Annotated in this window: 19 protein-coding genes; 9 read left to right on the top strand and 10 right to left on the bottom strand. The window is 59.9% G+C overall.

Annotation, left to right across the window (positions count from 1 at the left end):
• Positions 1 to 180: 180 nt before the first annotated feature.
• From NAV32_RS02850 to NAV32_RS02835, 4 genes are all read left to right on the top strand, one after another.
• Complete coding sequence (locus tag NAV32_RS02850) at positions 181 to 618, top strand: YkvA family protein (RefSeq protein ID WP_003279666.1); 438 nt, start codon at positions 181 to 183, stop codon at positions 616 to 618.
• 177 nt (positions 619 to 795) lie between these two features.
• Positions 796 to 1,119, top strand: a complete 324-nt coding sequence (locus NAV32_RS02845) for a helix-turn-helix domain-containing protein (protein ID WP_256051288.1) — start codon at positions 796 to 798, stop codon at positions 1,117 to 1,119.
• Positions 1,101 to 1,496 carry a hypothetical protein gene (locus NAV32_RS02840; RefSeq protein ID WP_256051287.1) on the top strand — a complete coding sequence of 132 codons (396 nt, stop codon included), beginning with the start codon at positions 1,101 to 1,103 and terminating at the stop codon, positions 1,494 to 1,496. The genes NAV32_RS02845 and NAV32_RS02840 overlap by 19 nt, the downstream gene beginning before the upstream one ends.
• Positions 1,496 to 1,963, top strand: a complete 468-nt coding sequence (locus NAV32_RS02835) for a hypothetical protein (RefSeq protein ID WP_036992211.1) — start codon at positions 1,496 to 1,498, stop codon at positions 1,961 to 1,963. The genes NAV32_RS02840 and NAV32_RS02835 overlap by 1 nt, the downstream gene beginning before the upstream one ends.
• Here the strand turns inward: NAV32_RS02835 and NAV32_RS02830 are convergent.
• Both NAV32_RS02830 and NAV32_RS02825 read right to left on the bottom strand, forming a co-directional pair.
• Positions 1,930 to 3,726, bottom strand: coding sequence for a bifunctional diguanylate cyclase/phosphodiesterase (locus NAV32_RS02830; RefSeq protein WP_256051286.1), 1,797 nt, complete (start codon positions 3,724 to 3,726; stop codon positions 1,930 to 1,932). The genes NAV32_RS02835 and NAV32_RS02830 overlap by 34 nt on opposite strands.
• A 99-nt stretch (positions 3,727 to 3,825) precedes the next feature.
• The gene (locus NAV32_RS02825) at positions 3,826 to 5,922 is read right to left on the bottom strand and encodes a carboxy terminal-processing peptidase (protein WP_256051488.1); all 2,097 of its coding nucleotides are present in this window, start codon (positions 5,920 to 5,922) and stop codon (positions 3,826 to 3,828) included.
• A 170-nt stretch (positions 5,923 to 6,092) separates the two neighbouring features.
• Between NAV32_RS02825 and NAV32_RS02820 the strand changes: the two genes are divergently transcribed.
• Positions 6,093 to 7,055: an NAD(P)H-quinone oxidoreductase gene (locus NAV32_RS02820; RefSeq protein ID WP_256051285.1), complete on the top strand. Its 963-nt coding sequence runs from the start codon at positions 6,093 to 6,095 to the stop codon at positions 7,053 to 7,055.
• A gap of 54 nt (positions 7,056 to 7,109) precedes the next feature.
• Here NAV32_RS02820 and NAV32_RS02815 read toward each other — a convergent pair whose 3' ends face one another.
• The 5 genes from NAV32_RS02815 to minC form a co-directional block, all read right to left on the bottom strand.
• Entirely contained in the window at positions 7,110 to 8,399 is a 1,290-nt protein-coding gene (locus NAV32_RS02815; protein WP_256051284.1) for a M18 family aminopeptidase, read from the bottom strand.
• A gap of 83 nt (positions 8,400 to 8,482) precedes the next feature.
• Entirely contained in the window at positions 8,483 to 9,118 is a 636-nt protein-coding gene (locus NAV32_RS02810; RefSeq protein ID WP_256051283.1) for an RluA family pseudouridine synthase, read from the bottom strand.
• Positions 9,119 to 9,178: 60 nt separating this feature from the next.
• Positions 9,179 to 9,436 (bottom strand): cell division topological specificity factor MinE, encoded by a 258-nt coding sequence (minE, locus tag NAV32_RS02805; RefSeq protein ID WP_256051282.1) that lies wholly within the window; start codon positions 9,434 to 9,436, stop codon positions 9,179 to 9,181.
• Positions 9,433 to 10,248: a septum site-determining protein MinD gene (minD, locus tag NAV32_RS02800; RefSeq protein WP_256051281.1), complete on the bottom strand. Its 816-nt coding sequence runs from the start codon at positions 10,246 to 10,248 to the stop codon at positions 9,433 to 9,435. The genes minE and minD overlap by 4 nt, the downstream gene beginning before the upstream one ends.
• A gap of 92 nt (positions 10,249 to 10,340) precedes the next feature.
• Complete coding sequence (gene minC / locus NAV32_RS02795) at positions 10,341 to 11,072, bottom strand: septum site-determining protein MinC (protein WP_256051280.1); 732 nt, start codon at positions 11,070 to 11,072, stop codon at positions 10,341 to 10,343.
• 181 nt (positions 11,073 to 11,253) lie between these two features.
• On the opposite strand from minC, the gene NAV32_RS02790 reads away from it, so the two are divergent.
• Positions 11,254 to 12,174: a lipid A biosynthesis lauroyl acyltransferase gene (locus tag NAV32_RS02790; RefSeq protein WP_256051279.1), complete on the top strand. Its 921-nt coding sequence runs from the start codon at positions 11,254 to 11,256 to the stop codon at positions 12,172 to 12,174.
• Here the strand turns inward: NAV32_RS02790 and NAV32_RS02785 are convergent, their stop codons facing one another.
• From NAV32_RS02785 to NAV32_RS02775, 3 genes are all read right to left on the bottom strand, one after another.
• Positions 12,175 to 12,951, bottom strand: a complete 777-nt coding sequence (locus NAV32_RS02785) for an MlaA family lipoprotein (protein ID WP_256051487.1) — start codon at positions 12,949 to 12,951, stop codon at positions 12,175 to 12,177. It abuts the gene before it with no gap.
• Position 12,952: 1 nt separating this feature from the next.
• A complete protein-coding gene (locus tag NAV32_RS02780; protein ID WP_256051486.1) occupies positions 12,953 to 14,203 on the bottom strand; it encodes a serine/threonine protein kinase in 1,251 nt (416 codons plus the stop codon).
• A gap of 193 nt (positions 14,204 to 14,396) precedes the next feature.
• The gene (locus NAV32_RS02775) at positions 14,397 to 14,621 is read right to left on the bottom strand and encodes a DUF2061 domain-containing protein (RefSeq protein WP_256051278.1); all 225 of its coding nucleotides are present in this window, start codon (positions 14,619 to 14,621) and stop codon (positions 14,397 to 14,399) included.
• Positions 14,622 to 14,885: 264 nt separating this feature from the next.
• Between NAV32_RS02775 and NAV32_RS02770 the strand changes: the two genes are divergently transcribed.
• From NAV32_RS02770 to NAV32_RS02760, 3 genes are all read left to right on the top strand, one after another.
• Positions 14,886 to 15,200: a DUF485 domain-containing protein gene (locus NAV32_RS02770; RefSeq protein ID WP_181083103.1), complete on the top strand. Its 315-nt coding sequence runs from the start codon at positions 14,886 to 14,888 to the stop codon at positions 15,198 to 15,200.
• The gene (locus NAV32_RS02765) at positions 15,200 to 16,858 is read left to right on the top strand and encodes a cation acetate symporter (protein WP_256051277.1); all 1,659 of its coding nucleotides are present in this window, start codon (positions 15,200 to 15,202) and stop codon (positions 16,856 to 16,858) included. Before NAV32_RS02770 ends, NAV32_RS02765 begins: the two co-directional genes overlap by 1 nt.
• A gap of 162 nt (positions 16,859 to 17,020) precedes the next feature.
• The gene (locus NAV32_RS02760) at positions 17,021 to 17,827 is read left to right on the top strand and encodes an SDR family oxidoreductase (protein ID WP_256051276.1); all 807 of its coding nucleotides are present in this window, start codon (positions 17,021 to 17,023) and stop codon (positions 17,825 to 17,827) included.
• Positions 17,828 to 17,854: the final 27 nt, after the last annotated feature.

The raw sequence follows: 17,854 nt of genomic DNA, 5'->3' as shown, positions 1-17,854 counted from the left end.
TTGATTTATAAGGCCTTTTAAAGGCTGCACAAAAACTCGCCGATCTGTTCGGAGCCCGCATCAGACGGGCGTTTGAGACAGTCATCCATAATCTGTTCACAGTGTTATCCACAGCTTTTGTGGATAAGCGGCTACAAGCCAAACAGGCCGGGCTTGGGGGCTGACTTTGGAGGTGAGGCAATGAAAGCACCCTGGCGATTCATGAAATATATCCCGATAGCGCAACGGGTTTTGGCCCGAGGAAGGCTCCCGGCGGTTCTTCTCGCCGTCGCGCGCAAGTCCTCTTCGCGAGGCGGCCTGCTCAAAGGCTTGCGGGAAGATCTCGTCTTGCTCCAGGCCTTGTGCGTCGCCTGGTGGCGAGGTGAATACCGCGCGGTCAGTAGGCCGGCCTTGATCGCAGTGGTGGCCGGTCTGCTGTACTTTGTGGCGCCACTGGATGCCATTCCGGACTGGATTCCGGGGTTTGGCTTTATTGATGATCTTGCCGTGCTGGGTTGGGTAATGCGCAAGTGGTCTGGTGAGCTGGAAGCCTTCCGTGCATGGCGAGATAGCCAGACAGCTGAAGTACGCGAAGAGCTGATGCGTTTGCCAGCTGCAGATGAGCCAAAAGTGGAGTAGTTAAGCGCTGAATAGGGGAGAAACGGCAGGGATTAATCCTTTTCTTCGCTCAACTTCATTGAAAAACGCCTACTTATACTTATGTTTCATTCCGTGTTGCGGTCCCCTTGGCTAAATAATCGCCTCCAGGCTGTTAATATTCTGCATCTTCGGAATTCAACAGCGGGTATGTAGCGGATGAATGTTCAAACCATCATGCGGGATGGCGAGCCGGAATATGCAGTATTGCCCTGGGCCGACTATCAGGCTCTGCTGAATGCGCTTGGCCGACCTCCTGTCGAGGCGGGCGGCAAGCCGGCCCAGGATGCTTCGCCCAGGTTCAGTGAGCTTTCGTCCCTGCGTGAGGCCAGAGGCATGAGCCAGGAAGTGCTGGCGCGCTCTGTCGGTATCAGCCCCGCCTACCTGGCCCTTATCGAACAAGGTGAGCGAGAACCTGGCGAACCCATACGTCGTGCGCTGGCGCGTGCTTTGGAGGTTGCACAATGGGATCCGGAAGTGTGAGGGACGAGGCGGCACCGATTCGTATCAGCCGACCGCACTGGATCGCGCTGCTCAATGAGTTGAATGATGCCCGGCTGCAGCGCCATCTGGTGACCTATCGAGCTCTGCTTGAACGACTTCAATTACCGTCTCCCGCCATGCAGACCCTGACGGCTGCGCTGGAACATCTGGCGATGCTCGATGCGCAGGCGGATCGGCCGCTGCGCAGCGTGCTGGTGATCAGCCAGAGCGCCAGCCGCTTGCCAAGGACAGGTTTTTTCGAGTGTGCAGTTCGTCTGGGACGTTTTTTCGGCCCCGTTGATGGCACGGCTGCCGCCTCCTGGCATGCCGGGGAAGTGGCCCGAGTGTTTGAATTCGACTATCCGGAGGCACCGTGATACTGCTCAAGATGCGCGCACGCGCCGGCTACTGGATTGCACGCAAACTGATGGGCTCACGCTGGGCTGTACAGCAACCCAAGCTGTGGCGCTGGATGGAAGGACAGTTTTCCCGCATGGCCGCTGTTGGTGATACCAAGGCACAGAGTTTTTACGGTCATATCCTTCTTTTTCGCGGCCAGGGCTATGGTGCGAAAAAGGAAGGCATACGTTTGCTGCGTCTGGCTGCCGAGGCTGGCGATGCCAAGGCAGCCTATCAGATGGGTGTCGTCAGTCTCAGTGAAGATGCGACACATGGCCCCGATGGCGCCCAGGCGGCGTACTGGTGGAAGCGTGCGGTCGAGGCGGGCCATCCATTAGCCGCGACTCGTTTGTCGCAGCTATACGCAGCGGGTGGTCACGGGCTTGCCTCCGACAGGCAGCAGGCTGAACACTACAAGACCATGGCCGCCGGGATGGGACTCTGAATCCCGGAAGAAGGGGGCGTCGTATCGAGGACATGTAGACTGAAGCCTGGTGTGTGCTTTGCCTGGCGCTTGGCCTGCGAGGCGAGTTGAGCCAGATGGGCCGCATCGAGTTCGGCGTCTGGATCGGGTTTCACATGAACGGCACCGATGGAAAGTGACAGCAGTGGGTAACGCTCCAGGCTCCCTTGCCGCCCTTCGGCAATGAAGCAGCCTGCTGCAAGGTGCTCATCATGATAGAACGGCCGGCAGCGCTGCTCGAAGGCTGCGAACAGACGGCTGACTTTTCCTGACCAGTCCTCAGGTCGCATGACCAGCATAAAGTCATCCCCACCGATATGACCGACGAAATCGCAGCCTGAATCGATCTGTTCACCCAGGCAACGGGCGAGGCAGAGCAGGATTTCGTCGCCCTTGGCGTAGCCATAGATGTCGTTGAAGGGTTTGAAATGGTCGATATCCACGTAGCAGATGACGGCTTCGCGTCCTTCGCGCAGAAGGCGTGTCAGGCATTGCTGGATGGGCACATTGCCTGGCAGCAGGGTCAGTGGATTGGCATGGCGAGCCTGCTGAACTTTCATTTCGGTAATCAGCTTCAGTACATCAATCACCCGTCCCACTCCGTGGTACTGGCCATTGAGGGTAATCACGAAGTCTTCCTCGATACGCTGGCGTGCGCGGCTGGTGAGCAGTCGGCTGACCTGCTGCAGCGACTGGCCGACTTCTACAGTGAGAAAGTCATCGCTCATCAGTCTGCTGATGGCCTTTCGCGCCAGCAGCTCGGTGGCAAAGGGTTTGAGCAGGGCATCGGAGAGCAGGCTGCGATGGACGATGCCAACAGGCGTGTTCAGCGCGTTAAGGACCGCAACTGAATTCAGGTTGGCCTGCTGGCGAAACAGTTCCAGTACTTCGGCAATGGGCTGCGTCACGGAGACCGCCGACTGTTGCAGCACCAGGGCGGACAAATCCTTGCTTTGTTCGTTGAAGGAGCCGTCACGCAGGCTCGTGTTTGGCAGCACGCCAGCGATATCGACGCAGGGTTTCTCCTCTGGGCGCCCCAACAGGTACCCCTGCACCAGGTCTACGCCCATGTCTGCGAGGACATTGAGTTCTTCAGGTAGCTCGATACCTTCTGCGATCACTTGTGCTTGAGAGGCTCTGGCTATTTTCAGAATAGACTCGACGAACCCGCGCTTGACGGCGTCCCGATGAATGCCATCGATGAAATAGCGATCGATTTTGACGTAATCCGGGCGCAGCTCCGACCACATGCGCAGGCTTGAGTAACCGGCACCCAGGTCATCCAGAGCGATGGAAAATCCCATGTTGCGGTAGTGGTGCAGGGCTGTATCGAGCAGCTCGAAGTCATCGGTCGGCATTTGTTCGGTCAGTTCGATGACGACCTTTTCCGCAGGAATACCGTATTGCTGCAGCAGCTTGAGTGTGCGGCCAGGCTTGTGGCTTGCATCAAGCAGGGTTTCTGGCGAAGCGTTGAGAAACAACCGTCCCTGCAGGTGTAGCTGGCTATAGCGGCGGCAGGCGTTTTCGCGGCAGAGCATTTCCAGCTCGTTGAGGCGACCGCCGTGGCGAGCAGCGGCGAGCAGGTTGATGGGCGAATGCAACGAGCTATCCGACGGACCTCGCGTCAGTGCTTCGTGGCCGACTATACGGCGTTCGGAGAGTGAAACGATGGGTTGGAAAAGACTGCTGATGTCGCCGTGAGCAAGAATGTGATCGAGAGTGCTCAACTGCTCGGTGACGGTCATGATGGTTCCGTGGTGGCTATTGAAATGAGAAGAGCCGCTCAGGCGGCTCTTCTCATTTCACGACACCGTGATGTCATTTTGATGACATCTGCAGGGCTGCTATTCCCTCGGCAGGTTGTTTTTCGCCACGGCTTCATTCAGCCCCAGCCAGTCAAGGAGGATTTTCCCGCTCTCCGCCAGATAGGCATCATCTTCGGGTTTGCCTTTCTTGTCGTCAGCATGGGGTGGCGTTTCGTCTTCCTGTGCCAGCTTGGCCAGGGGTTCCTCACCCTTCGCCTGGCGCAGGGCATTTTCCAGCGCCAGCTGACGCTTCTCGATACTCTCCTGCTGCGCCCGGCGTTTTTCCTCATTGAGGCTGACCGTAGTCTCGTGGCTCAGCTCCTGGGCGAGCGCAAGGCGATTGCGGGTGAAAACGAAGTCCGGATTTTCGCCGGTCCGCGTTTCGTGGCGGGCCTTGAGTTCGGTCAGGAAGGGTTTGAACGGATTCATGTCGTCACTGCGCACGGCGCGAATACTGTCCCAAGGCAAGGCTTCAGGCAGGGCGCTTTCGCCAATCTCTTTGGTATCGACTTCGGCTGGGTAAGAAATGTCCGGAATCACGCCTTGATGCTGTGTGCTTTGGCCGGACACCCGATAGAACTTGGCGAGTGTCAGTTTCAGCTCGCCGTGATTGAGCGGTTGTACGGTCTGTACCGTGCCTTTGCCGAATGTCTGGCCACCGAGAATCAGCGCTCGATGGTAGTCCTGCATCGCGCCAGCGAAGATCTCCGAGGCCGAGGCAGACAGGCGGTTGACCAGTACCGCCAGTGGTCCGGTATAGAAAGCGCCAGGCTGTTCGTCAGCCAGGATATCCACACGGCCGTCACTGTTGCGCACCAGAACGGTCGGCCCCTGCTCGATGAACAGTCCCGTCAGTTCGGTTGCTTCCTGTAGCGAGCCGCCACCGTTGTTGCGCAGATCAATCACTACCCCATCAACCTTTTCCTGCTGCAGTTCGGTCAGCAGTTTCTTCACGTCACGGGTTGTGCTCTTGTAGTTCTTGTCGCCGGAACGCAGGGCTTTGAAGTCGAGATAGAAGGCCGGGATTTCGATGACGCCGAGTTTGTAATCGCGGCCATCATGCTGGAGGTTGAGAATCGACTTCTTGGCAGCCTGCTCTTCGAGTTTGACCGCTTCGCGCGTGATGGCGACGACCTTGCTGCTCTGATCATTTGGCGCATTGCTGGCCGGGATCACTTCGAGGCGTACGACCGAGCCCTTGGGGCCTCGAATCAGCTTGACCACTTCATCGAGCCGCCAGCCGATCACGTCGACCATCTCCTCGTCGCTTTGTCCGACACCGATGATCTTGTCTGCCGGTGCGATCTGCTTGCTCTTCTCGGCAGGGCCGGCTGGAACCAGGCGCACGACCTTGACGTGTTCGTTGTCGCTCTGCAAGACGGCGCCGATGCCTTCCAGCGAGAGGCTCATGTTGATGTCGAAGTTCTCTGCGTTGTCTGGCGACAGGTATTGAGTGTGCGGATCGTAGGACTGCGCGAAGGCATTGATATAGGTCTGGAACACGTCTTCGCCACGGGTCTGATCCAGGCGTGACAGCTGGTTCCTGTAGCGTTTGGTGAGCAGTTCCTCGATGGCTTTGGAGTCCTTGCCGGCAATCTTCAGTCGCAGCACCTCGTCCTTGACGCGTTTGCGCCAGAGGTCGTCAAGTTCTGCCATATCCTTCGACCAGGCGGCATTCTCGCGGTCAACGAGCAATTCTTCGTCAAGGGTGAAATCGAAGTGATCCACGCCTTTTTCCAGCAGGCTCAGGGCGTAGTGAAGGCGGCCCTGCAGCCGCTCCAGATGCAGCCTGTAGATGGCGAAGCCGGGTTCGAGATTGCCGTTCTTCAGATGGTTGTCGAAGTCGTTGCGCCATACTTTGAATTTTTCGAGGTCGCCGGCAGTGAAATAGCTGCGCGAAGGATCGAGTATCTCGATATAGCTGTCGAAGATTTTTGCCGAGCGGGCGTCATTGAGGGGTGGTTTGTTGTAGTGATGCCGCTTGAGCAGTTCAACCACATTCAGGCTGGCAATCACTTGGTCGCGGTCAGGCTGCAGGTAATCCCAGGTGGTGGTGCTTCCCGGTTTGGCCAGGGCAGAAGAGGTCTGGAGGCCGATAAACAGGGCGAAGACGCCGAGAGTCAGGGTCCGTTTGATGCTGAGGGGGCGACGTGAGGCTGGGTAATAACGCATATTAGGCCATCAAGTTGGGCGCCGGCCGCAGTCATGGTCGACGGTGAAAAATAATAGCCCGATGGTAACAGGTGGCTGCGAACGTCAGCGAGTGACGGTTGGGCGAACGCAAGTTTCAACAATATGGAGGCAGCATGAAGGCTTTGCAAGGTATCGAGGGACAACTGGAATGGGCACAACGTGATGCGCCGCAATGTGCTCCTGGGCAGGTGCGTATCCGGGTGGCTGCAGCGGGCCTGAACCGGGCCGACCTGCTGCAGCGCGCCGGGCATTACCCGCCGCCATCCGGCGTGACCGATATTCTTGGCCTGGAGTGCTCGGGCGTGATCAGCGAGGTTGGTGCGGGCAGCGACTGGCAGGTAGGGGATCGCGTCTGTGCCTTGCTGGCGGGTGGTGGCATGGCCGAGGAAGTGGTGGTCGATGGGCGGCATGCGTTGCCGGTTCCCGAAGGGCTGTCGTTACACGAGGCGGCGGTGATTCCCGAGGTGTACGCCACCGCCTGGCTGAATCTGTATCGGCTCGGCGCCTTGCAATCGGGCGAGAAGGTGCTGCTGCACGCGGGCGCGAGTGGCGTCGGTTCGGCGGCAATCCAGCTGTGCAAGGCCTTCGGCAACCCCTGCTGGGTCAGTGTCGGCTCGGCAGAACGCCTGGAGTATTGTGAGTCGCTTGGGGCTCAGGGTGGTGTGCTGCGCGGCGAAACGCTGGAAGCGCTGCGTGATTTCGCCCCCTTTGATCTGATTCTCGATCCGGTGGGCGCCAAATACGCCGCACTCAACCTGCAGTTGCTTGGAACGGATGCGCGCTGGGTGATGATCGGGCTGATGGGTGGGCGCAAGGGCGAACTGGATTTCGGCGCATTGCTGGCCAAGCGCGTCCAGTTGATCGGATCGACCCTGCGCAGCCGCGATGCTGACGACAAGGCCGGATTGATGGCGGAGCTGAACGAGAATGTCTGGCCGCTCCTTGCCAGCGGAGAGCTGTCCCCGCGCCTGGAGCGAACTTTTCCAATTGGCGATGTAGAGGCTGCGTTTGAGATGCTGGCCAGCAACACCGTGTCTGGCAAGCTGGCGCTGGTGATAGACCACAGCCTGCAGTAACCGCCTGGTCATGCAGGGCCGGACGAGAATGCGCCTCTCCGGCCCGCCTGCTGTTCAGGGCAACGCCGGGCTCGAATAGAAGGCGCTGAGTACCTTGACCAGCTGCGCAAGATCCTGACTGCCGGCCAGCTCGCGTATCGAATGCATGCCGAAGGTTGGCAGGCCGATATCCACGGTACGCACGCCCAGCTGGCTGGCTGTGATGGGGCCGATGGTCGAGCCGCAGCCCATGTCGCTGCGGGTGACGAAGCTCTGTACCGATACTTCGTTTTCCAGGCAGAGATGACGGAAGAAACCCGCTGTTTCGCTGCTGGTGGCATAACGCTGGTTGTTGTTGATCTTGATCACCGGGCCCGCGTTGAGTTTGGGTCCGTGATTGTCATCGTGCTTGTCTGTGTAGTTGGGATGTACCGCATGTGCGTTGTCTGCGGAGATCAGCAGCGAGCGGTTGATGCAGCGCTGGAATCCTTCCTCCTCGGGTAGCAAGCGCCGCAGCACCTGCTCCAGGAAGGGGCCGTCCGCGCCGCACATGGAGCTTGAGCCGACTTCTTCATGATCGGTGCAGACCAGAACGCAGGTTTCATCCGGTGCGGCCCGCAGCAAGGCTTGCAGTCCGGCGAAACAGGACAGCAGATTGTCCAGCCGCGCGCCGGCGATGAAATCGCCGTGCAGGCCGATGATGGCAGCACTCTGGGTGTCGTAGAAACTCAACTCGAAATCCAGCACCACGTCGGCGAGCAGGCCGTGTTCACGGCTGAGCTGGTCGGCGAGCAGGGCGCGGAAATCCGGGCTTTCCTCGCTGGCGATCTGGGCCAGGATCGGCGGCAGTTCGTTTTGCGGGTTGATGGCCCAGCCCTGGTTGGCTTCCCGGTTGAGGTGAATGGCGAGGCTGGGGATTACGGCAATCGGCAGCTTGAAGTCAATCAGTTGGCTTTCGATACGACCGTTTCGGCTGTAGGTGACGCGCCCCGCCAGGGACAAATCACGGTCAAACCAGGGCGCCAGCAGCGCGCCGCCATATACCTCCACACCCAGTTGCCAGAAGCCCTGGCGTTGCAGTTCCGGTTGCGGCTTGACCCGCAGGCAGGGGCTGTCGGTGTGGGCGCCGATCAGGCGGATGCCGGACTCGATGACCGATTTGCTGCCGAGCTGAAAGGCGATGATCGCGGAGTCGTTGCGGGTGACGTAGTAACGCCCGCCAGGCTCGGTATGCCAGGTCTCGCTTTCGCTCAGCGGTCTGTAACCTGAGGCCTGCAAGGCCTGGGCAAGGCTGGCTGTGGCATGGAACGGAGTGGGGGAGGCCTGGAGAAAATCGATCAGGCCCTGGTTGAGTTCTTCGCGCATGGGGGACTCCGGACGGCAGGACGGCAAGTCTATCCCATCGCTCAGTGAGACTGCAGTCTGATGCGCTCTGCTTCAGTTCAGGCTCAGAAAGGCGCTGGGCAGTCGAAGCGCATCCTTTCGCCGCTCTGTGGGTGAGTCAGGGCGAGCATGCTGGCATGCAGGCACAGCCGTTCGTGGGCATTGAGTGCCTGTTCATGGGCATAGAGACGATCGCCCAGCAGCGGATGACCGATGGACAGCATATGGACGCGCAGCTGGTGGGAGCGGCCGGTGATGGGGGTCAGTTCAACGCGGCTGTGGTTTGCGCAGCGCTCCAGAACACGCCAATAGGTCAGTGCGTGTTTGCCCAGCTCATGATCGACCACATGCCGGGGTTTGGTCGGTGGGTCGTAGCGCAGGGGCAGGTCGATGCTGCCGCTGTCCTGTTCTGGCTGGCCCCAGCACAGGGCGGTGTAGGCCTTCTCGGTTTCACGGTCGTGAAACTGGCGCGAGAGCTCGCGGTGACTGTCGGCATCGCGGGCCAGTACGATCAGGCCGGACGTTTCCCAGTCCAGCCGATGCACGATGCGCGCCTCGGGAAAGCCGTTTTCTTGCAGGCGAGTCACCAGACAATCCCGGTTGTCTTCGGCGCGACCGGGCACCGAGAGCAGCAGGGTGGGCTTGTTGATGACCAGCAGGGCGGCGTCCTGATGGATGATCTGAATGTTGCTTAGCGGCATTTGCTTTTCCACAAACGAAGACGGCGACCCGTGGGCCGCCGTTTTCTGCACCGGAGACGCTTAGCGGTCCGGCAGGGTAATGTTCAGTTCGAGAATCGAGCAGCTGCCCTGATCTTCGAGCGCAACCTGGACCTGGTCCTGATCGATGTTGACGTACTTGCGAATGACCTCGACCAGCTCTTTCTGCAAGGCTGGCAGGTAGTCTGGTTGGGTACGCTGGCCACGCTCATGAGCGACGATGATCTGCAGTCGTTCCTTGGCGATGTTGGCCGGGGTTTCCTTTTTCTTGCGTTCGCGAAAGAAGTCCAGCAGGTTCATTCTCGACCTCCAAACAGACGCGCAAGGAAGCCCTGCTTCTTGGCATCGAGGAAACGGTGGTTGACTTCCTTGCCCAGCAAACGATCAACGGCGTCGCTGTAGGCCTGGCCGGCGTCGCTCTGGTCATCGAGGATGACCGGAACGCCTTGGTTGGACGCCTTGAGTACCGCCTGGGATTCGGGAATGACACCCAGCAGGCGGATCGAAAGGATTTCCTCGACGTCTTCGACACCGAGCATTTCGCCCTTGACCACGCGCTCGGGGTTATAGCGGGTCAGCAGCAGGTGTTCCTTGATCGGCTCCTCGCCGTTCTCTGCGCGGCGCGATTTACTCGCCAGCAGACCAAGCATGCGGTCAGAGTCTCGTACCGAGGAAACCTCCGGGTTGGTGACGACGATGGCTTCATCGGCGTAATACATCGCCAGATGCGCGCCTTTTTCGATACCGGCAGGCGAGTCGCAGATCACGTATTCGAAATTCTGGGCCAGCTCGTCGATGACCTTGCCGACGCCTTCGAGGGTCAGGGCATCCTTGTCGCGGGTCTGGCTGGCAGCCAGTACATAAAGGTTTTCCAGTCGCTTGTCCTTGATCAGCGCCTGGGACAGGGTCGCGTCGCCATTGATGACGTTGACGAAGTCATATACCACACGTCGCTCGCAGCCCATGATCAGGTCAAGGTTACGCAGGCCGACGTCGAAGTCGACGATGGCGGTCTTGTGGCCGCGCAGGGCGAGGCCGGTACCGATGGCGGCGCTGGAAGTGGTCTTGCCAACGCCGCCCTTGCCGGAAGTGACTACGAAGATCTTGGCCAAGGTGATTCACCCTAAGAATATGGAGGTCGGGTCCTTCAGCCGAGCCGGCGTCGAGGTGCCCGTTGGTCTTGAAAAATTCGCGGAAGTATCCGTTAAAGGCGGGTGATGTTCAACACGTCGCCGGATAGCTTCATCTGTACCGCTTCGGCCCATAAAGGGTCGCGTCGCAGGTCTTCGGCCACCTTGTATTGCCCGGCGATGGAAACCATTTCGGCGCCGAGCTGCTGACAGAAGATGCGTGCATTGGTGTCGCCCTTGATGCCGGCCAGGGCACGGCCGCGCAACGGACCGTAGACATGGATGTTGCCATCGGCGAGAAGTTCCGCACCGGGGCTGACAGTCGCCAGCACGATGAGGTCGCCACCCTGAGCGTAGATTTGCTGGCCACCACGCACCGGCGTGGTGACGATGCGGGTCGGGCGATAGACCGGTTCGGCAGGCTTGGCGGGTTCGGCGGCCACCTTGGCGGAAAGGTCGAGCTTGCGTTCACGCGCGCCGGAAGGCGGCAAGACGGCCAGGTCGAGCGCATTCGCAGCTTCGACCACCTGTGGATCAGCCGCTCGCAGGGCAAGGGTGCGTAACCCGTGCTTGCGGCACAGCGCGATCAGAGCTGGAAGGTCGAGGTCGCAGCTGGCCGGCAGCTTGTCCAGCGCCAGTACCAGAGGTGTGTTGTTGAAGAAGTCGGGCGCCTGCTCGACCTTCGCGGCCAGTTGCCGGTCGAGACGTTCCAGGTCGTTCTGGGCCAGCTCCAGCACGGTGATGGCCAGCATGCTGCCCTTGAGTTGGAACACGGGGACTTGGTCGAGAAGGTCGGCTTGGCTCATGGTCTGCCTGCTGCGGTAAATGGCGAGGACTTATAGCGGGGCAGACGGGGAGCTGCAAGTCGCAAGCGGCCCGCAACGGAAAAACAACGGCAAAAGAAACCATGGCAGCTCGGCTTGCCGTACCGGCATTTTTTGTCCCGAGGGCTTAGAATGCTCCGTTTTTACCGGTTCGAGCTTGCCGATGGATCGTCCCCGCTTTCGCGCATCCTTTGTTCACCCTCGCTTCTGGCCGCTTTGGCTGGGCCTGGGCTTGCTGTGGCTGGTAGTCCAGCTCCCTTACAAGGTTCTGTTGCTGATGGGGCGCGGCCTGGGTGCGCTGATGTACCGGTTCGCCCGCTCGCGTCGCCATATCGTGCAGCGCAATCTTGAGCTTTGCTTTCCACAGCTGAGCGTCAGCGAGCGTGAACGGCTGGTGCGTGAGAACTTCTCCTCCACCGGCATCGCTTTCTTCGAAATGGCCATGAGCTGGTGGTGGCCCAAGGCGCGCTTACAGCGGCTGGCGCATGTCGAGGGGCTGGAGCATCTGCAACAGGCGCATGCCGAAGGTCAGGGCGTGATTCTGATGGCGCTGCATTTCACTACCTTGGAAATCGGCGCAGCGTTACTCGGTCAGCATCACACCATCGATGGCATGTACCGCGAGCACAAGAACCCGGTTTTCGATTACGTCCAGCGGCGCGGGCGCGAGCGGCATAATGCCGACGCCACGGCTATCGAGCGCGAAGACGTGCGCGCCATGCTCAAGGTGCTGCGTGCGGGGCGCGCGATCTGGTATGCGCCAGACCAGGATTACGGGCGCAAGCAGAGCCTCTTCGTGCCCTTGTTCGGGGTCCAGGCGGCGACCGTCACCGCAACCACCAAGTTCGCCCGGCTGGGGCGTGCGCGGGTGTTGCCCTATACGCAGGCTCGCCTGGCCGATGGCAGCGGTTACCGGCTGATGATTCATCCGCCGTTGGCGGACTTTCCGGGTGACAGTGAGGAAGCCGATTGCCGGCGAATCAACGCCTGGATCGAAGCGGCGGTCGGCCAGTGCCCCGAGCAGTATCTGTGGGCGCATCGCCGCTTCAAGACGCGGCCTGAAGGTGAGCCGAAGCTGTACTGATTATTCCTCGATCTGCAGCTCCCGCGCCCGGGTGTAGATATAGCGGACCTTTTCATACTCGAACGGCGAGTTGAGCTGGCCATACCTCAGGCTGGTGCTGTGACGAAGGTCGATCAGGCGTAGTGCCGTCAGGCTGAATTCGCCGCCGCTGGCCTCGGAGTAGCTGAAGTAGTCGACCTGCCTCTCGACGGCAAAATCCATCACCTGGCCAGTGGTGTCGCGCAGGTTGGACGGTCCAAGCGCCGGCAGAATCAGGTAAGGCCCGTGAGGGACGCCATAAAAGCCCAGCGTCTGCCCGAAATCCTCGCGGTGGCGCGGCAGGCCCATGCGGGTGGCCGGGTCCCAGATGCCGCCAATGCCGATCACCGTGTTGAACAGCAACCTGGCCGTGGTGTTCATCGCCCGCTCGCCCTTGAGTTGGGCAAGGCTATTGAACAGCGTGGGAATATCGCCCAGGTTATTGAAGAAGTTGCTCACGCCGGTGCGCACGATTCGCGGCGTGACATAGCGGTAGCCACGCACCGCCGGCAGCATCACCCATTGGTCCAGGCGGTAATTGAAGTAATACATGCGCCGGTTCAGCGACTCCCAGGGGTCGTGGATGTCCAGTGCATCGAAGGTGGCGCGTTCGAATTCACGCTGGTCCAGCCCCGGATTGAATTCCAGCGTACGCAGCGGATGGGTGAAGCCATCCTCGTCGGGGGTGGTGGTCTGGGCATGGGCGCTGCCGGTCAGCAGCGCGAGCAGGGCGACAGTGCCCCGTATTTTCATCAGCATCCTAGCCACGGAAGAACTCCAGCATGTCTCGGGCGTTAACCCGGTAGTCGAGGTTGCCGCAATGCCCGCCGCGCGGGTACAGGGTCATGCGTTCGCCGAAGGTTCTGCGCAGAAAGCCCAGATCGCCAGGGCCCAGGATGAGGTCGTCGGCATTGTGCATCACCGCGATCTTGGGGTTGCCGCGCAGGTAGTCCTCAAGCGCATAAAGGCTGACCTGCTGGTTCATCTGCGGCAGGCCTCCGCCGTCCTGCCGAGCGCGCCACATGGGAATCAGCTGTTCGGTGAGGTAGCAGTCGAAATCGCACAGCAACGCACGCCGGAAGAAGGGTTCGAGGCTGGTGCCTTCGTCAATGGAGTAGCCGGGTGGCACGATCAGGCCGCGGCGGTTGATCAGGTCGGAGGTAAAGGCGATGTCGGCTGAGGAAAAGCGAAAGACTGAGCCAATCAGCATCGCCATCTGTTCATCGCTCAGTCGCAGCGGCGATTGCTGGAAATCGAAGAGCATGGCCGCGTCGAGGTCGATCACACCCTGCTGGCGATAGTAGCGGGTGAGTTTTTCCAGGATGAGTTCGTAGAACGTGGTGCTGCTGTCGATACCTTCCACGCGGGTCTGTACCAACTTGTTCAGGTTGCTGATCGAGGTGTAGAGGTTTACCGGCGGATTGAGCAGCAGGACGCGCTTGAAGTTGAAGCTTTGCCGCGTCTCGTCCAGCTGGCTGACGAAGGCTGCATTGAGTGCGCCGAGGCTGTAGCCGGTGAGGTGAAATTCGGTGACCGGCAGATCGTGCTGCTGCGCCCGAACCGCCTGCATCACCCGGTACAGGTCCTGGGCGTCCTCGGGACTGTAGCCCGGTGTGGCAAAACGCGAGGCGGCGGCGATGAAGTCGAAGCTGGTAGGCGATGACAGCTGCACGACATGGTAACCGGCGCCGTAGAAGAGGCGTTTCAGCGACTCGGTCTTGCCTGCGGCATAACTTGCCCCTGTCCCGGAAATGATGAATATCAGCGGCGCGGCACCGGGCTGGCGGGCCAGACGATAGGTCAGCCTTTTCACCGCCCAGAAGTTGTCCGGCAGCGTGAATTCGCGTTCGGGGTGCATCCGCAGGCTGTAATCGGCCTGATCGATATCCTCGTCGGCAGGGACTTCGGCGCGCAACTCCGGTGGGGTCGAGGCGATGGTCGCCTCGAAGGGGTTGCTCAGGGGATAACCGTATTCCTCGATACTGATATCGGCTGCATGAACAGGTGTCATGACCAGCGCGAGCAGGGCGGACAACAACGGCAATCGCATCGAAACCTCTCCATTTACGGGGTGATTGTCTGAGTCGGCAGTCACGCTCCGCTTCGGACTTCCTGTATTCATCCATTGACCGCAGCGAAGCCGTCTGGTTGCGCTGCGATGGCCATTAGCCTACTGGAAAGCCATGCAGGGGTAATGAAAGGGTTCAGGCCTGGTGGTGCAACCAGGCATGGGCCGGGATTGCGGTTTTTGCAGGCTGGCGCTTGTCCAGTCGCTGCCAGATCTTCTCATGAAAATAGAAACCCACCGAATTGCACAACGGCTCGATTGCTGCAACCAGACCACCGGCAGCGAGGCTTCCGGTCAAGGCGTAAGTCACCGAGAAGGCGATACAGAAATGCATCAGGGTAAAGGTAATGGTCTTGGTCATGGCTGCCTCCTGGCGACGCAGTCGAGAACGTTTCTCGGTTGAGTGGAGCATGCGTCAGCGCGGCATGAGCGGGAAATCGTGAAACCTGATGAGCGGAATAGTTGCCTTCTATGTGCGCGGCAATATGTCACGGATGCGTCTAGAACGCGTGTTTCGAGGAAATAAAAACAAGACTATCGTCGAGTGGCGTTCGGCTGGCGCGGCCCTAAAGTACCGCCCCCTGCCCTCACTGGAGGGAGAAGGAACGTGCGGAGAACACACGCTATGAGCAATGAAAATCTTTACCAGCAGATCTACGACAATCCGCGGTTCCAGGAGTTGGTCGCAAAGCGGGGACGTTTTGCCTGGCTGCTTTCGAGCCTGATGCTTGGCGCCTATCTGGCTTTCATTCTGACCATCGCATTCGAGCCTGCAGTTCTGGGCATTCCGCTTGCTGCGGGCAGCGTCACCACCTGGGGTATTCCGGTGGGCATCGGCGTGATCTTCATGGCCTTTATCCTGACCGGTATCTACGTACAGCGTGCCAATGGCGAGTTCGACCGCCTCAACCAGGAAATCCTCGACGAGGTCCAGAAGTAATGAAATTTCGTTTCCTGATCGCTGCCGCACTGCTGGCGGCATCCCCGCTGCTGCTGGCTGGCGAAGCCCTGACAGGCGAAGTCCAGAAGCAGGCGACCAACTGGACCGCCATCATCATGTTCGTGGTTTTCATCGCATTCACGATGGGGATCACCAAGTGGGCGGCCAAGCGCAACACCTCCACCGCTGACTATTACACCGCCGGCGGCAGCATCACCGGCTTTCAGAACGGTCTGGCGATTGCCGGCGACTACATGTCCGCGGCGTCCTTTCTGGGTATTTCCGCGCTGGTATTCACCAGCGGTTACGACGGCCTGATCTATTCCATCGGCTTCCTGGTCGGCTGGCCGCTGATCCTGTTCCTGATGGCCGAACGCCTGCGCAATCTGGGCAAGTTCACTTTCTCCGATGTGGCCTCCTATCGCCTCGGCCAATCCCAGATCCGCATTCTCTCGGCCCTGGGTTCGCTGACCGTGGTGGCGTTCTACCTGATCGCCCAGATGGTAGGCGCCGGCAAACTGATCCAGTTGCTGTTCGGCCTGGATTACATGGTCGCGGTAATTCTGGTCGGTATTCTGATGGTCATGTACGTGCTGTTTGGCGGCATGCTGGCCACTACCTGGGTGCAGATCATCAAAGCCGTACTGCTGCTGTCCGGTGCCAGCTTCATGGCCGTCATGGTGATGAAGGGGGTCAACTTCGACTTCGGCGCGTTGTTCACCGAAGCGGTCAAGCTGCATGAAAAGGGCGAGGCCATCATGAGCCCCGGTGGCTTGGTAACCGATCCGATCTCGGCAATCTCTCTGGGTCTGGCACTGATGTTCGGCACTGCCGGCCTGCCGCACATCCTGATGCGTTTCTTCACCGTGTCGGACGCCAAGGAAGCGCGTAAAAGCGTGTTCTACGCCACCGGGTTCATTGGCTACTTCTACATCCTGACCTTCATTATCGGCTTCGGCGCGATCCTGCTGGTCAGCACCAATCCCGAGTACAAGGACGCCACTGGCGCCATCATCGGCGGCACCAATATGGTGGCCGTGCACCTGGCCGAAGCGGTTGGCGGCAACCTGTTCCTGGGCTTCATCTCTGCGGTCGCCTTCGCCACCATCCTGGCGGTGGTTGCCGGCCTGACCCTGGCCGGCGCCTCTGCCGTGTCCCATGACCTGTACGCCTGCGTGATCAAGAAGGGCAAGGCCAAGGAAGCCGACGAGATGCGCGTGACCAAGATCACTACGCTCTCGCTGGGTGTGATCGCGATCCTGTTGGGCATCGCCTTCGAGAAGCAGAACATCGCCTTCATGGTGGGCCTGGCCTTCTCCATCGCCGCCAGCTGCAACTTCCCGGTGCTGTTCCTTTCCATGTACTGGAAGGACCTGACCACCCGCGGCGCATTGATCGGTGGCTCGATGGGCTTGTTCACCGCGCTGATCCTGACCGTTCTCAGTCCGACTGTCTGGGTGCAGGTGCTGGGTAACGCCGAGGCGATCTTCCCGTACTCCTATCCGGCGCTGTTCTCGGTCACCGTCGCCTTCCTCGGTATCTGGTTCTTCTCGATCACCGACAAGAGCCACAGTGCCGGCGAGGAACGCGCGCGGTTTTTCCCGCAGTTCGTTCGCTCGCAGACCGGCCTGGGTGCCACTGGCGCCGTCGCTCACTGATGATCGGCTAAGCGGTATGCACAAAAGGGCAGCCTCGGGCTGCCCTTTTGCATTTTCAGCTGTCAGGAAAAGCGCTCGTCATTCAGTACTTGAATGAAGGTCAGGACCCACAATGGCTTTCGCTAGACTCGTTGCGACTCAACGAGCGAAAGGCGACGAATGATGCAAAATCGCATGATGGTTACGGGTGCCGGTTCCGGTCTGGGGCGCGAGATCGCCTTGCGTTGGGCGCGCGAGGGCTGGCGGTTGGCGCTTTCCGATATCAATGAAGCCGGGCTGGCCGAGACCTTGGCCATGGTTCGCGAGGCTGGAGGTGACGGCTTTACCCAGCGCTGTGATGTGCGTGATTACAGCCAACTGACGGCACTGGCACAGGCGTGCGAGGCCAAGCTGGGCGGCATCGATGTGCTGGTGAACAATGCCGGGGTCGCTTCGGGCGGCTTTTTCGACGAGCTCTCGCTGGAGGACTGGGACTGGCAGATCGCGATCAACCTGATGGGCGTGGTCAAGGGCTGCAAGGCCTTCCTGCCACTGCTGCGGGAAAGTCGCGGCACGATCATCAACATCGCCTCCATGGCGGCGCTGATGCAGGCGCCGGGCATGAGCAACTACAACGTGGCCAAGGCGGGTGTGGTGGCGCTGTCGGAAAGCTTGCTGGTGGAACTCAAGCCGCAAGGCGTGGCCGTTCATGTGGTCTGCCCATCATTCTTCCAGACCAATCTGATGGATTCCTTCCGTGGTCCGACGCCCAGCATGAAGGTCCAGGTCAGCAAGCTGCTGGAAGCCTCGCCGATCACCGCTGCCGATATTGCCGGGCATATTCATCAGCAGGTCGCCAAGGGTGTATTCATGATTCTGCCTCACGAAGAAGGCCGCATGGCCTGGAAGGCCAAGCAGCACAATCCCCAGGCAATCTACGACGAGATGACCGCGATGTCGGAGAAAATGCTCAGCAAGCTGAAAACCTGACTGACAGGTCCAAAAGGCTTGCCCGGA

The organism is Stutzerimonas stutzeri, from assembly GCF_024448695.1.
Classification (GTDB): Bacteria; Pseudomonadota; Gammaproteobacteria; order Pseudomonadales; family Pseudomonadaceae; genus Stutzerimonas; species Stutzerimonas stutzeri_T.
Note: the sequence above shows the minus strand (reverse complement) of the source record. Positions and strands in the feature narration are given on the sequence as shown.